Below are 13,701 nucleotides of genomic sequence, written 5' to 3'. Positions count from 1 at the left end.
TTGCCCCCGGTCAGGGGGAAGGCGAAGCGACACGAAGTGCGCGCAGCCTGGGGGCGAGCCCACTCACCCGCGCAGGACCTGCCACAGCTCGCGGTCGCGCTCGGCGGTCCATACGACGGGATGCTCGATGCCGCGCAACTCGTCATAGGCCCTCGACACGTCGAAGGGCAGCACGTGCTGGAACACCGGCCACTCGCCGAAGCGCGGCTTCATCGCCTGCTCGGCGCGCTCGAAGCAACCACGCAGGCTGTCGCCCGCGTCGATGCCCGAGCGCACGCTGGCGATCAGGGTTGAGAGAAAGGCCTTCGTGAGTTCGATGGCTTCGGCGCATGCCGCCGCGCCCTTCAGCACCGCGCCGCGTCCGGGCACGAGCACTTGGGGCTTCAGCGCGGCGACGGCGTCGAGCGTGCCCGCCCAGTCCTGGATGTAGGCATCGCCGGCATAGACGCCGCAGCGGTTCTCGACCACGTCGCCCGAGAACAGCACGCCGCAGTCGGGCAGCCACGCCACCGTGTCGCCGCCCGAGTGGCCGCGGCCGAGGCACATCAGCCGCACTTCGCGCGCGCCGAGCCACAGGCTCATCTCGCGCTCGAAGCTCAGGGTCGGCACGGTGAGGCCGGGGATCTCCTCGACGCCGGCGAAGAGGCGCGGGAAGCGTCCGACCTCCGAATCGAAATCGGCCTGCCCGCGCTCGCGCACCCAGTCGAGCGTGCCCTGGCTGGCGATGATGGTCTGCACATCGTCGAAGGCGCTCGCGCCCATCACGCGGACCGCGTGGTAGTGCGTGAGCACGATGAACTTGATCGGCTTGTCGGTGACGGTGCGGATGTCGGCCAGGAAGTCGCGCGCCATGCGCGGCGTCGGCCGGGTGTCGATCAGCGCCACGTGCTCGTCACCGACGATGAAGCCGCAGTTGGGGTCGAAGTCGCTGATGTAGCCGTACACGTTGGGCGCGAGTTCTCGCACTTGCGGCTTCTGTTCGCGGGTGTCGGAGGCAGAGGCGAAGGAGACGGATGCGTTCATGCGGGGCTTCTTGTCGTGGGGTGGGAGGGCTCGCCGCTCTCGTGCGCGGCGGCGATGCAGTCCAGCAGCACGGCCTGGTCGCCGCACTGGTTGGCCAGCAGCAGCACGAGGCGGGCGTTGAAGTCGGCGCTGCGGGCCTCGGTCAGTCCTTCGATGGCGCTGAGCCAGGCTGCGTAGAAGCCGTCGGGGTCTGGGATGTGGGGCTCTGTGATCATGGTTTCGTGTCCGTTCTTCAGCGATGTGTCAGCGCGGCGTGGACCGCTGCGGAGATCGATGCCGGTGTCGGATTGCGCAGCAGTGCCGCGCGGTAGGCGTCGGGGCGCACGACACACAGGCTGCCGGGCGTCGCGTCGCCGAGGTGATGCGCCAGCACCTCGTCGGGCTGCAGCGTAGGCAGGCCGCTGTCGCCGCCGACGGCGACGAGTCGCAGCGGTAGTGATGCAACGGCCGCTGCCGCTGCCGAGGCTTGCGCGCGAGTCGGCGCGAACCACAGGCCCAGGCACTGCGTGCCATCCGACAGCAGTTCCATCAGCGTGGTCGTCGTTCCGTCGAGATTCCGCAGCGGCAGGTTCTGCACGGTCCGTCCGCCTTCGGGCAGATGCGGCGCCGCAGGATATTCATTGGCGACCGACATGCGGCCCGTATTGACCAGAGCGCGGGCGAACGCATGGCGCGATGCGAGCGCGACGACCGCGCGTCGCAATGTGTGCTCGGCCGGCGATCGCGGTGCGAGGAATCTCGCGGATCGGCTGGTGACGCGCAGGTTCTCGACCGCCGCAGGCCGGCGTTCCTTGTCGTAGGTATCGAGCAGCGCGTCGCCGGCCAGGCCTTGCGTGACCAGCGCGAGCTTCCAGCCAAGGTTGGCCGCGTCCTGGATGCCACTGTTGCCGCCGCGCGCCCCGAAGGGACTCACCACATGCGCCGAATCGCCGATGAACAGGATGCGCCCATGCCGGAAGTTGTCGAGCAGGTGGTCGCGATAGCCATACGGCCCGATCCACACGAACTCGAACTCCACGCCCGGACCGAGCTGCTCCCGCAGCCGCGCGCCAGCCACTTCGGGCTTGCTGATATGGGCTGTGTCGCAGTCCTCGGGCATCTGGTAGTCGATGCGCCAGACGCCGTCGCCCATCAGGTGCTGCCAGACCGCGCGGCCTTCGTTGAAGGATGCGTCGACCCAGGTCCAGCGCTCGGTGGGCAGCGGCTTCTTGAAGCGCACGTCGCTGATGCACCAGCGGTCGGTGCTGCGCGAGGGATGCGCGTCGATGCCGAGCTGCGTGCGGATCGGGCTGTTGGCGCCGGTGGCGTCGATCAGGTGATCGGCTTCGATCGTGTAGCTGCCGGCGGGCGTTTCGACGTCGACACGAACGCCGTCCGCGAGCGGCGTCACCTGCGTCACGCGGTTCTTCCAGCGCAGGTCGGTCAGGCCGAGTTCGAGGATGCGGTCGACAAGGAACCACTCGACATAGAACTGCTGCAGGTTGATGAAGGGCGGCTGCACCGAGACGCTGTCGGTCTTCAGGTTGAAGTTGTAGACCTCCTGCTCGTTGGAGAAGGTGCGGCCGAAGGACCAGGTGATGCCCTTGTCGGCCATGCGCTCGTAGATGCCGAGCCGCGCGAAGATCTCCAGGCTCTTCTGCGCGTAGCAGATGCCGCGCGAGGAGGCGCCGCGCACGCCGACCGTGTCGTCCTCGTCCAGCAGCACGGCGCGTACGCCGCGGCGCGCGAGGTCGCAGGCCAGCGTGAGCCCGGCCGGGCCGGCGCCGACGATCACGATCGGATGGCGCACGATGGTGTCGCTGCCCAGCTCGGGCGGCGGCACGAAGGGCCAGTGCGGCAACTGGTACTCGGGGGCGAAGGTGTAGCTTTCCATCGGTGTCTTCAAGGTGCTCACAGCGCGTGCGCCCACTCGGCGACCGCATCGGCGGCGCGCAGCACCAGTTCCGGCTGGCCGGCGAGGTAGTGGTTGCCGCCGACGATGTCGACGTTGCGGATGCGCTCCCCGCCTGCGGCCATCCACGCGTCGCGCGTGCTCGGAAAGGTCGACTGGTCGCCGGTGTAGGTCAGCAGCAGCTTCGGCACCGTCGTGCGCGCGAGATTCGACGGCCCGTCGGCCTGCGAGCGCGAGGACCACTGCGAGAGGAAGGCCGTCAGCGAGGTGGTGCGGCCCATCGCATTGGCCGAATAGTTCACCTGCCGCGCGTCGCCCCAGACGCTGCCGGGCCGGCGATCGTTGGCGTCGATCGACAGGTCCACGCAGCGCGGATCGGCATGCGTGCGGTAGACGATGAAAGCCTGGTCGCGCGGCGCGCCCGGCGTGCTGCGCAGCATGCGAAGCCGTTCCAGCGCCCAGAGCTCGATGCGGTCGAGCCGCGCCTTCTGCGCCGCGCCGAAGCGGGCGAGGAACTCGGCGCTGTAGGGCATCGCATGGCGAGCGTCGTACATGTCCAGGTCTGGGTCGACCGACAGCGCATCGTGTTCGTCGATGACGGAGGGATCGATCCAGTCGCGCATCAGCTTCGAGCGGCCCTGGTGCGCCGCGCACAGCGCGATGCCGTCCACCGGCGGCAGGTCACCGGGGTGGAGGTGCGTCGGGTCGCCATCGGGGAAGTGGTGCGCCGTCAGGTTCTCGGCCTGCGACTGATAGAAGCTGGCGAGCGCGGCGCCGCCCGAATTGCCGATCAGCACCACCTTCTCGTAGCCCGCCGCGCGCAGGAACTGCACGCCGGCGCCCAAGTCCTGGATGGCGCGCTCCATGAGCAGCACCGTGTCGTTGCCCATGTAGCGTGAATTCAGGCCCATACAGCAGATGCCGCGCTCGGCCAGCGGGCCGATCAGGTAGTGGCCCATGAAGTTGCTCGTGGGATGCATCACGATGGCTGCGACCTTCCTTGGGCCGCCCGGCGCGCGGTACGCGCCGTAGATGCGCGGGCGCAGCATCTGCAGGCCCGACTGGCTCTCCAGCGCGGCGCCGGGCTTGACGTCGATGACGGCGAGTTGCAGCTCAGCCATGGTTCGCGGCCTTTCGGAGTCCGGCCTTGCGCTCGGTCCAGGCGTCCAGCTCGGAGCGGGCGCGGCGTGCGTGGGCGTCCATCTCGGCCTTCGGCACCGTGGGCGTGGTGAGTTCCAGCCGGATGCCGTTCGGGTCGAAGAAGTAGATCGACTCGATGATGTGGTGGTCCGTCGGACCCAGCACTTCGACCCCGGCCGCTTCGAGGCGCGCCTTGGCCGCCATCAGCTCTTTCACCGAATCCACACGCAGCGCGATGTGGTTGACCCAGGCCGGCGTGTTGGGCGAAGGCAGTGCAGCGACATCGTCGCCGAGGTCGAAGAACGCGATGTACGAGCCGTCGCGCATCTGGAAGAAGATGTGGACGTAGGGGCAGTATTCGCCGGTGCTCGGCACGTGGTCGCTCTTGATCACGTGCGTCAGCGGCAGGCCCAGCAGGTCCTCGTAGAAGCGGCGGGTTTCCTCGCTGTCGCGGCAGCGCCAGGCGAAGTGGTGCAGGCCTTGTACGGGCACGGGGGGCGAGGCGGCAGGCGCGTTCTCGGCGGGCATGGTTGTCTCCATCAGGGGGCTTGGAGAGGGATTGGGCCGCTGTTCCTCTTATGATTCAATCGAAATAAATTCATTGATTGATGAACTGAGGCCATGAATCTGACCCTGCGCCAGTTGCGCGCCTTCGCGGCGGTGGCCGAGACCGGCAGCTTCACGGCCGCCGCCGCGACGCTGCACCTGACGCAATCGGCGCTGAGCGTGCTGGTGCGCGAGTTGGAGCGCGAGATGGGCGTGCAGCTTTTCGACCGCCATACGCGGCGCGTGCTGCTGTCGGAAGCGGGGCGGGAGTTCCAGCCTTCGGTCCAGCGGCTGCTGGCCGACCTCGCGGGCGCCGTGGCCGACGTGACCGACCTGCGCGACAAGAAGCGGGGCGTGCTGCGGCTGGCCGCGCCGCAGCTCATGGCCTGCACGCTGATGCCGCGCGTGATCGCGGCCTACCGCGAGCGCCATCCGCACATCGACGTGCGGCTGGCCGATACGCTGCCCGAGCACCTGCTGGACGGCGTGCTCTCGGGTGAGGTGGAACTGGCGGTGGGGCAGGACGTGGCGGTCGATGCCGCGATCGAGCGCCGCACGCTGTTCCGCGATCGCCATTGGCTCATCTGTCCGCCCCACCATCCCTTTGCCCGACGCCGCAAGGTGCGCTGGAGCGAGCTGGGGCCCTACACCTTCATCGCGCCGACGCGGGACTTCCGTCAGCGGGTGCTGCCGGAACTGGAGGCCGATGCGCGCGAATTCATGCTGCGGGCGACCACGCAGGAGGTTTCCTATATGACGACCGCGCTGGGCATGGTCGCCTCCGGCCTGGGGATCACGGTCTGCCCGACCTACTCCGCGTCGCTGGTGCGTGCTCACGGCTTGCAGATGGTGCGGCTCGACCAGCCGGACTTCCACCGCGAGGTGTGCGTGTACGGCGCGTCGAAGCGTTCTTTGTCGCCGGCGGCGGCGAGCTTCGTGGAGCTGCTCGAAGGCTTTGTGCAGAAGCCCGGCCTGGGCGGCTGACATTCGCCTGAAAGCAGGCGAAACCTACAATGTCCCGCTGCTGCCCGTCGAGGCGCTTTCATCCGCATCCAATCTGCTTATCCCCATGAACGTTCTTCGATTCACCGACCTCTGTGCGCAAGGCAAAGTCTCCGGCCAGCGCGTGTTCATCCGAGCCGACCTCAACGTGCCGCAGGACGACGCGGGCCGCATCACCGAGGACACGCGCATCCGTGCGTCGGTGCCCTGCATCCAGCAGGCGCTCGATGCGGGTGCTGCCGTCATGGTCACCTCACACCTCGGCCGGCCGACCGAAGGCCAGTTCAAGCCCGAGGATTCGCTCGCACCGGTCGCGGCGCGCCTGGGCGAGCTGCTGGGCCGCGAGGTGCCGCTGGTGTCCGACTGGGTCGATGGCGTCCAGGTGGCGCCCGGGCAGGTGGTGCTGCTGGAGAACTGCCGTCTCAACAAGGGTGAGAAGAAGAACGACGAGGCGCTCGCCCGCAAGCTGGCCGCGCTGACCGACATCTACGTGAACGACGCCTTTGGCACCGCCCACCGTGCCGAAGCCACCACCTACGGCATCGCACAGTTCGCCAAGCTCGCATGTGCCGGCCCGCTGCTGGCGGCCGAGATCGACGCTATCACCAAGGCGCTGGCCCATCCGCAGCGGCCGCTGGTCGCGATCGTCGCGGGTTCCAAGGTCAGCACCAAGCTCACCATCCTCAAGAGCCTGGCCGACAAGGTCGACCAGCTGATCGTCGGCGGCGGCATCGCAAACACCTTCATGCTGGCCGCGGGCCTGAAGATCGGCAAGTCGCTGGCCGAGCCCGACCTGCTCGACCAGGCCAAGGCCGTCATCGAGGCCATGCGCGCGCGTGGCGCTGCGGTGCCGATCCCGGTGGATGTCGTCACGGCCAAGACTTTCGCCGCCGATGCGGCCGCGACGGTGAAGGATGCAAGCGACGTGGCCGACGACGACCTGATCCTCGACATCGGCCCGAAGACCGCCGACCTGCTGGCCGCGCAACTGCGCGAAGCCGGCACGGTGGTGTGGAACGGTCCGGTGGGCGTGTTCGAGTTCGATGCCTTCGCCAATGGCACCAAGACCATCGCGCGCGCCATCGCCGACAGCAAGGCCTTCTCGATCGCTGGCGGCGGCGACACGCTGGCGGCCATCGCCAAGTACGGCATCGAGGACAAGATCGGCTACATCTCGACGGGCGGCGGCGCCTTCCTGGAAGTGCTGGAGGGCAAGACGCTCCCGGCGTTCGAGATCCTGGCCAAACGCGCTGGATAGGGCTCGCCCCCAGGCTGCGCGCACTTCGTGTCGCTACGCCTACCCCCTGCCGGGGGCAACACCGGCGGACCGGCGGAGCCGGATCCGCGGTGTTTCCTGGAAAGGAGCGGGGACAACCCGCTGGTCGGCGGTCCATAAAGTGTATACAGTGTGGAATACAAACTGGAGACTTCAATGAGCACGCCACGCCTTCCCCGCCATGCCACCAAGATCGTCGCCACGCTGGGACCGGCGTCGAGTTCGCCCGAGTTGGTGGAGCAGCTGATCAACCACAAGGTGAGCGTGGTGCGGCTCAACTTCAGCCACGGCACGGCGCAGGACCACATCAATCGGGCGGTGATGGTGCGCGAAGCGGCCCGGCGCAGCGGGCGCGAGGTGGCGATCATGGCCGACCTGCAGGGGCCGAAGATCCGGGTCGGAAAGTTTGCCGAGGGCAAGGTCTGGCTGGAGCCGGGTGCCAAGTTCGTGCTCGACGCGTCACGCACCGAGCCGGGCGACATCGATGCCGTTGGCCTGGACTACAAGGATCTTCCGCGTGACGTGAAGCCCGGGGACAGCCTGCTGCTGAACGACGGGCTGATCGTGCTCACGGTCGATGCCGTCAAGGGCGACGCCGTCCACACCACCGTCCGGCTGGGCGGCGAGCTGTCCAACAACAAGGGCATCAACAAGCAGGGCGGGGGCCTCACGGCGCCGGCGCTGACGGCCAAGGACATGGAGGACATCAAGACCGCCATGAGCTTCCAGGCCGACTACGTGGCCGTGAGCTTCCCGAAGAACGCGACCGACATGGAAATGGCGCGGCAGCTCTGCAATGTGGCGGCCGCGGAGTTCGGCCACAAGCCCGGGCTCATCGCCAAGATCGAGCGCGCCGAGGCGATCCCCAAGCTGGAGGAAATCCTGCGCGCGAGCGACGGCATCATGGTCGCGCGCGGCGACCTGGCCGTCGAGGTCGGCAATGCCGCCGTGCCGGCGCTGCAGAAGAAGATGATCCGCATGGCCCGGGAGATGGACAAGGTCGTCATCACCGCCACGCAGATGATGGAGTCGATGATCACCAACCCGGTGCCCACGCGCGCCGAGGTCAGCGACGTGGCCAACGCGGTGCTCGACGGCACGGATGCCGTGATGCTTTCGGCCGAGACCGCCTCCGGGCGCTACCCGCTCGAGACCGTGCAGGAGATGAGCCGCATCTGCGAGGCGGCCGAAGCGGCCGAGGACCTGCAACTCGACGCCGACTTCACTGGCCAGAAGTACAGCCGCATCGACCAGTCGATCGCCATGGGCGCGCTGTTCACCGCCCACCATCTCGGTGCCAAGGCGATCGTCGCGCTGACCGAATCGGGCTCCACCCCGCTGTGGATGAGCCGCCACCGGGCGCACATTCCAATGTATGCGCTGACTTCGCGGCTTTCGACGCAGCGCAAGATGGCGCTCTATCGCAACGTGCGGCCGCTGCTGATGGATTCGGAAAGCGACCGCGATACGGCGCTGGAGCAGGCGGAGGCTCACCTGAAGAAGCGCGGGATCGTGCAGAAGGGGGATGTCTACGCGATCACCTGCGGCGAGCCGATGGGGGCGCCGGGTGGCACCAACATGCTCAAGATCTGCAGGGTCACTTGACTCGCCCCCAGGCTTGCTCACTTCGTGTAGCCGCCTACCCCCTGACCGGGGGCAACACCGGCGGCCCGGCGAAGCCGGTTCCGCGGTGTTTCCCGAATTCGGGTGGGGGCCTCTTGGGGCGTGGGGGTGATTGGCGGGGGTGGTTAGTAGAATCGTTGGAGTTTTTCCTGATTCATCCCTAGATTCCGCGAGGTATTTCCATGGCACTCGTTTCGATGCGCGAACTGCTCGACCACGCCGCCGCCAATGGCTACGGCATCCCGGCGTTCAACGTCAACAACCTCGAACAGGTGCAGGCCGTGATGGAGGCCGCCAAGGAAGCCGGCGCGCCCGTCATCCTGCAAGCCAGCGCTGGCGCTCGCAAGTACGCGGGCGAAGCTTTCATCAAGCACCTGATCCAGGCAGCCATCGAGACCTATCCGACCATCCCGCTGGTGATGCACCAGGACCACGGCCAGAGCCCTGACGTGTGCAAGGGCGCCATCGACCTCGGCTTCAGCTCGGTGATGATGGACGGCTCGCTCGAGGCCGACGGCAAGACCATCGCCAGCTACGACTACAACGTCGACGTGACCAAGAAGGTCGCCGACATGGCGCACAAGTACGGCGTGACCGTCGAAGGCGAGCTGGGCTGCCTCGGTTCGCTCGAAACCATGAAGGGCGACAAGGAAGACGGCCACGGCACCGACGCCACGATGACGCGCGAGCAGCTCCTGACCGACCCCGAGCAGGCCGCCGATTTCGTCAAGCGCACCCAGATCGACGCGCTGGCCATCGCCATCGGGACCAGCCATGGCGCCTACAAGTTCACCCGCAAGCCCACCGGCGACATCCTGGCGATCGACCGCATCAAGGAAATCCACCGCCGCATCCCCAACACCCACCTCGTGATGCATGGCTCGTCGAGCGTGCCGCAGGAACTGCTGGCGATCATTCGCCAGTACGGCGGCAACATGAAGGAAACCTACGGCGTGCCGGTCGAGGAAATCCAGGAAGCCATCAAGCACGGCGTGCGCAAGATCAACATCGACACCGACATCCGACTGGCAATGACCGCCGCGGTGCGCCGGTTCCTTGCCGAGAACCCCGAGAAGTTCGATGCCCGCGAATGGCTCAAGCCCGCGCGCGAAGCCGCCAAGCAGATCTGCAAGCAGCGCTACATCGAGTTCGGCTGCGAAGGCCAGGGCCCGAAGATCAAGGGCGACAACCTGCAGATCGTCGCGGCCAAGTACGCCGCAGGCGACCTGGCACAAGAAGTCGTCTAAGCCTTTCGCCTCGACGCAGAAGCCACCTTCGCGGTGGCTTTTTTCTGAGTGGCGCCGCGCGCACAATCTGCGACGTCCACCGCACCGCTCCACAGACCTCCCATGACCACCGTCCACACCTCCTCCATCCAGAGCCTTCCGCTGCTCGCGCGCGGCAAGGTGCGCGACAACTATGCCGTCGGCGACGACCGCATCCTGATGGTCGCCAGCGACCGACTTTCCGCCTTCGACGTGATCATGGGCGAGCCCATTCCGGGCAAAGGTGTGATCCTCACGCAGATGGCGCTGTGGTGGTTCGACCGGCTCGGCCACCTGTGCCCCAACCACCTGACGGGCGAGGCGCCCGAAAGCGTGGTGACGCCGGACGAGGTGCCGCAGGTCAAGGACCGCTCGATGCTGGTCAAGCGGCTCAAGCCGATCCCGGTGGAAGCCGTCGTTCGCGGCTACCTCGCCGGCAGCGGCTGGAAGGAATACCAGGAGAATCGCGCCGTCTGCGGCGTGCCGCTGCCCGAGGGCCTCACCAACGCGAGCAAGCTGCCGCTGCCGATCTTCACCCCCGCCGCCAAGGCGGAGGCAGGTGCGCACGACGAGAACATCAGCTATGACAAGGTGGTGGAGATCGTCGGCCCCAAGCTCGCGCAGCAGATCCGCGAGACCAGCATTGCGATCTACGAGGCAGCTGCCGAGATCGCGCTCGGCAAGGGGATGATCATTGCCGACACCAAGTTCGAGTTCGGCCTGGACGAAGCCGGCACGCTGGTGCTGATGGACGAGGTGCTCACCCCCGACAGCTCGCGCTACTGGCCCATCGAAGGCTACGAGGCGGCGCTCGCCGCGGGGACCAATCCGCCGAGCTACGACAAGCAGTTCGTGCGCGACTGGCTCGAAGCCACGCGGATCAACGGCAAGCCCTGGGACAAGACGCCGCCCGCGCCGCGCCTGCCGGCCGAGGTGATCGAAAAGACCGCCGCGAAGTACCGCGAAGCACTGCAACGGCTGACGGATTGAAGTCAAGCGCCTCTGTGACTTTGTGAATAAGTCACAAAGTCGTTGGCAATAGTCACCGCACGTAACTGCGGCTGTCTTTCAAACTAAGCGCATCCCTACAAAAGAGGAGAGCGACGTGGAAGCAACAGCCGACCTTCAGATTCGTTACGTTCCGGACTGGAGCCCCGTCACGGCGAGTCCACCCGACGCACTGCAGGCCGGCATGCTCGCCAGGGTCCTGGACGAGATCGACCATGGGCTGCTGATGATCGACCTGACCGGCCGCATCCTGCACGCCAACTACCCGGCCCGCCGCGAACTGGCCACGGGCCATGTGCTGCGCAATGGGGACGGCATGCTGTGCGCCGGCAATTCCGCCGCCCAGGCGAAGATTCGCCAGGCCTTGAAGGACGCGGAGCGCGACTGCCGCGGCATCGTCGAACTCGACCACGGCGACGAGACGCTGACGCTGGCCTTCATCCCGCTTGCCGCGGTGCACGGCACATCCACCATCGACACCGTGCTTGTCATGTGCAGCCGCCGTCCTGGCTGCGAGATGCTCACGATGCAGATGTTCGCGCGTGCCCGCCACCTGACGCGCGCCGAGCAGAACGTGCTGGCCCGGCTGTGCGCAGGCCACGGCGCCGAGGAAATCGCCTGCCTGGAAGGCATCCGGATGTCCACGGTTCGCACGCACATCAAGAACGTTCGGCAGAAGACGGGCAGCAGCAGCATCCGCGAGGTCGTCCATCGCGTGTCGCGCATGCCGCAGATCGTGTCCGCCTTGCGGATGGTCGAGTAGCGACTTACCCCAAGCGCGCGCAGTCTGGGCGCGCGCTTATATTCAATGGATGCCCCACGCATCCATTGCCGATCTCCCGGAGGTCGTGCTGCCGCCACCTTTGCAGAAGCTGGCGGAGCACGGCGTTCAGCGACGCTACCGGACGCACGCGATGCTCATCGAGGAGGGCGATACGGGCGGCTCCGTCTACATCGTGCTGTCCGGCCGGTTGCGGGCTTTTCTTGCCGATGCGCGAGGCCGCGAAGTCACCCTGGCCCTGCACGGTCCCGGCGAGTATGTCGGCGAGATGTCGCTGGACGGCGGCCCGCGTTCCGCCAGCGTGCAGGCAGTCGAGCCGACGGTCTGCTCGGTGGTCACGCGCGAAACCGTGCTGCAGCACATCGGGGCGGATCGAGATTTCGCGCTGGCGCTGATCGTGCGGCTGATCCGCCGGGCACGCCTGGCGACCGAAAGCGCGCGCAGCATGGCCTTGCTCGACGTGTACGGCCGTCTGAAGTTGCTGCTCGAGGAGCGCGCCAAGCCGCAGCCCGACGGGACGCGCTGTATCGTCGAGCGCCTGACGCACCAAGCCATCGCGAGCGAGATCGGATGTTCGCGCGAGATGGTGAGCCGGCTGCTGAAAGACCTGGAAACCGGGGGCTACCTGATGACGCAGCAACGGAGCCTCGTGCTGCTGCGGTCATTGCCGCAGCGCTGGTGACGCAAGCGCTCAGCGCGAAGCGCTGCTCAGCGTCGCCACCGTCCGCCCGCTCGCATCCAGCAGCGAGAGACGCGAAGGCCCCTGCATCCGATAACTCGTCGTGGCCTGAAGGGCCGCAAAGAACTGCGTCTCGCTGACGCTGCGTGCCGGATCAGCGCATGCCATGCGCGTCGAGGCCAGTTGGCTCATCTTGAGCGAGCTGCCGCTGCGCTCGAAGGTTCCCGACACCCGATTGCAGCCGCCCGAGCCGCTCAGGCGGCCGTTGCCCCGGTCGAACCGGAGCTGCGCGTCGCGTTGGGGATCGCTGGGCGCGACCGGCTCGCCGCCGAGCTGTTCGAGGCGCCAGACCGGCCCTTCGATCGCCTCGTCGAGGCTGATGCCGCTGCCGCAGCCGGCCAGCAGTCCGATGGCGAGCAGGGCTGCGACGGAAAAGGGAATGGCGCCAAGTCGGGCAGCGGGGCGAAAACGCATGGTCTGTCTTTCCTTCTGCAACAGATTTTTCACCCCGGCATCGTATGCGAGGCGGCCCTAGCTCAGGACCACGCTGCTCAGGCGGCGCCTGTAGCTGGCCACCGTCGGATCATCGGGCGGGATCTGGCCGTCGGCCACCTTGACCTTCGGCGGCTCGATGATGTCGAGGATGGCGATGTAGGTCTTGCGTGCGAGGTCTTCGTTCCAGCTCTTGTCGCGCATGAGGATGTCGAGCAGCTCGTCCATCGCGTCGGTCCAGCGCTGGCCGCTCATGAGCAGGCGGGCGCGGTCGAACCGGGCGTCGAAGTCGCGCTTGTTGGCTGCGATCCGCGATTCCGCATCGGCCAGCGTCGGCGCGGCGCCGGTGGCCGGCATCGCGAAATCGATCGCATCCATCCAGCGCTGCAGCGAATCGAAGCGGCGCACGAGCGTGGTCTTGGCGATCACCGGTGCGAAGGCCACCTTGGCGTCGTCGACGCGGCCTTCCTGCAGCAGCAGCTTGATGTAGTCGAAGCGCGCCTCGTCATTGGCCGGGTCGGTCGCGACCGCATGCTGCAGCTTTTCGAGCGCGCCTTCGGTGTCGCCCTCGGCCAGCGCCGCCTGTGCGGATTCTTCCTGTTCCTGTGCCTCGGCCTCGTCGGCGCCGGGCACGTGCTTGTCGAGGAAGGTGCGGATCTGGTCGGCGGGAATCGCACCGACGAAGCCGTCGACCGGCTGCCCGTCCTTGAACATCACGCAGAAGGGGATGCTGCGCACGCCGAACATCTGGCTCAGTTGCTGCGAAATCTGCGGCACCTTGTCGGCGTCGAGCTTGGCGAGCGTGAAGCGGCCGGCGTATTCGACTTCGAGCTTTTCGAGCACCGGGCCGAGCTGCTTGCAGGGGCCGCACCACTCGGCCCAGATGTCGAGCAGGACCGGTGTGGTCATCGAGCCATCGATGAGCTCGGTCTGAAAGTTTTCGAGGGTGATGTCGATCATCGCGGCAAGTTGGGG

Annotated in this window: 14 protein-coding genes; 7 read left to right on the top strand and 7 right to left on the bottom strand. The window is 67.2% G+C overall.

Annotation, left to right across the window (positions count from 1 at the left end):
• Positions 1-63: 63 nt before the first annotated feature.
• Genes QTH90_RS11685 through QTH90_RS11665 form a run of 5 tightly spaced genes read right to left on the bottom strand, consistent with a single transcriptional unit; the run spans position 64 to position 4,594 of the window.
• Positions 64-1,023 carry an MBL fold metallo-hydrolase gene (locus QTH90_RS11685; protein WP_286664717.1) on the bottom strand — a complete coding sequence of 320 codons (960 nt, stop codon included), beginning with the start codon at positions 1,021-1,023 and terminating at the stop codon, positions 64-66.
• Positions 1,020-1,238, bottom strand: coding sequence for a DUF2783 domain-containing protein (locus QTH90_RS11680; RefSeq protein WP_286664716.1), 219 nt, complete (start codon positions 1,236-1,238; stop codon positions 1,020-1,022). Before QTH90_RS11680 ends, QTH90_RS11685 begins: the two co-directional genes overlap by 4 nt.
• 17 nt (positions 1,239-1,255) lie before the next feature.
• Complete coding sequence (locus tag QTH90_RS11675) at positions 1,256-2,896, bottom strand: FAD-dependent oxidoreductase (protein ID WP_286664715.1); 1,641 nt, start codon at positions 2,894-2,896, stop codon at positions 1,256-1,258.
• A gap of 17 nt (positions 2,897-2,913) precedes the next feature.
• Entirely contained in the window at positions 2,914-4,035 is a 1,122-nt protein-coding gene (locus QTH90_RS11670) for an alpha/beta fold hydrolase (RefSeq protein WP_286664714.1), read from the bottom strand.
• The gene (locus tag QTH90_RS11665; protein WP_286664713.1) at positions 4,028-4,594 is read right to left on the bottom strand and encodes a VOC family protein; all 567 of its coding nucleotides are present in this window, start codon (positions 4,592-4,594) and stop codon (positions 4,028-4,030) included. The genes QTH90_RS11670 and QTH90_RS11665 overlap by 8 nt, the downstream gene beginning before the upstream one ends.
• Positions 4,595-4,675: 81 nt before the next feature.
• Here QTH90_RS11665 and QTH90_RS11660 point away from each other — a divergent pair, with 81 nt between their 5' ends.
• From QTH90_RS11660 to QTH90_RS11630, 7 genes are all read left to right on the top strand, one after another.
• The gene (locus QTH90_RS11660; protein ID WP_286664712.1) at positions 4,676-5,584 is read left to right on the top strand and encodes a LysR family transcriptional regulator; all 909 of its coding nucleotides are present in this window, start codon (positions 4,676-4,678) and stop codon (positions 5,582-5,584) included.
• A gap of 85 nt (positions 5,585-5,669) precedes the next feature.
• On the top strand, positions 5,670-6,860 hold the full coding sequence (locus QTH90_RS11655) for a phosphoglycerate kinase (RefSeq protein ID WP_286664711.1): 1,191 nt from the start codon (positions 5,670-5,672) through the stop codon (positions 6,858-6,860).
• Positions 6,861-7,034: 174 nt separating this feature from the next.
• A complete protein-coding gene (gene pyk / locus QTH90_RS11650) occupies positions 7,035-8,483 on the top strand; it encodes a pyruvate kinase (RefSeq protein ID WP_286664710.1) in 1,449 nt (482 codons plus the stop codon).
• A 200-nt stretch (positions 8,484-8,683) separates the two neighbouring features.
• Positions 8,684-9,748: a class II fructose-bisphosphate aldolase gene (gene fba, locus QTH90_RS11645; RefSeq protein WP_286664709.1), complete on the top strand. Its 1,065-nt coding sequence runs from the start codon at positions 8,684-8,686 to the stop codon at positions 9,746-9,748.
• A 102-nt stretch (positions 9,749-9,850) separates the two neighbouring features.
• A complete protein-coding gene (locus tag QTH90_RS11640; RefSeq protein ID WP_286664708.1) occupies positions 9,851-10,756 on the top strand; it encodes a phosphoribosylaminoimidazolesuccinocarboxamide synthase in 906 nt (301 codons plus the stop codon).
• 115 nt (positions 10,757-10,871) lie between these two features.
• Positions 10,872-11,537, top strand: a complete 666-nt coding sequence (locus QTH90_RS11635; RefSeq protein WP_286664707.1) for a helix-turn-helix transcriptional regulator — start codon at positions 10,872-10,874, stop codon at positions 11,535-11,537.
• A gap of 49 nt (positions 11,538-11,586) precedes the next feature.
• Positions 11,587-12,237 (top strand): Crp/Fnr family transcriptional regulator, encoded by a 651-nt coding sequence (locus QTH90_RS11630; protein ID WP_286664706.1) that lies wholly within the window; start codon positions 11,587-11,589, stop codon positions 12,235-12,237.
• 9 nt (positions 12,238-12,246) lie between these two features.
• Here QTH90_RS11630 and QTH90_RS11625 read toward each other — a convergent pair whose 3' ends face one another.
• Both QTH90_RS11625 and QTH90_RS11620 read right to left on the bottom strand, forming a co-directional pair.
• Entirely contained in the window at positions 12,247-12,708 is a 462-nt protein-coding gene (locus tag QTH90_RS11625; protein WP_286664705.1) for an META domain-containing protein, read from the bottom strand.
• A gap of 57 nt (positions 12,709-12,765) precedes the next feature.
• A complete protein-coding gene (locus QTH90_RS11620; protein WP_286664704.1) occupies positions 12,766-13,686 on the bottom strand; it encodes a tetratricopeptide repeat protein in 921 nt (306 codons plus the stop codon).
• Positions 13,687-13,701 lie beyond the last annotated feature (15 nt).

Origin of the sequence: Variovorax flavidus (assembly GCF_030317145.1) — a bacterium.
Classification (GTDB): Bacteria; Pseudomonadota; Gammaproteobacteria; order Burkholderiales; family Burkholderiaceae_C; genus Variovorax; species Variovorax flavidus.
The sequence above is the reverse complement of the archived record's forward strand: the minus strand, read 5'-3'. Positions and strand labels throughout refer to the sequence as shown.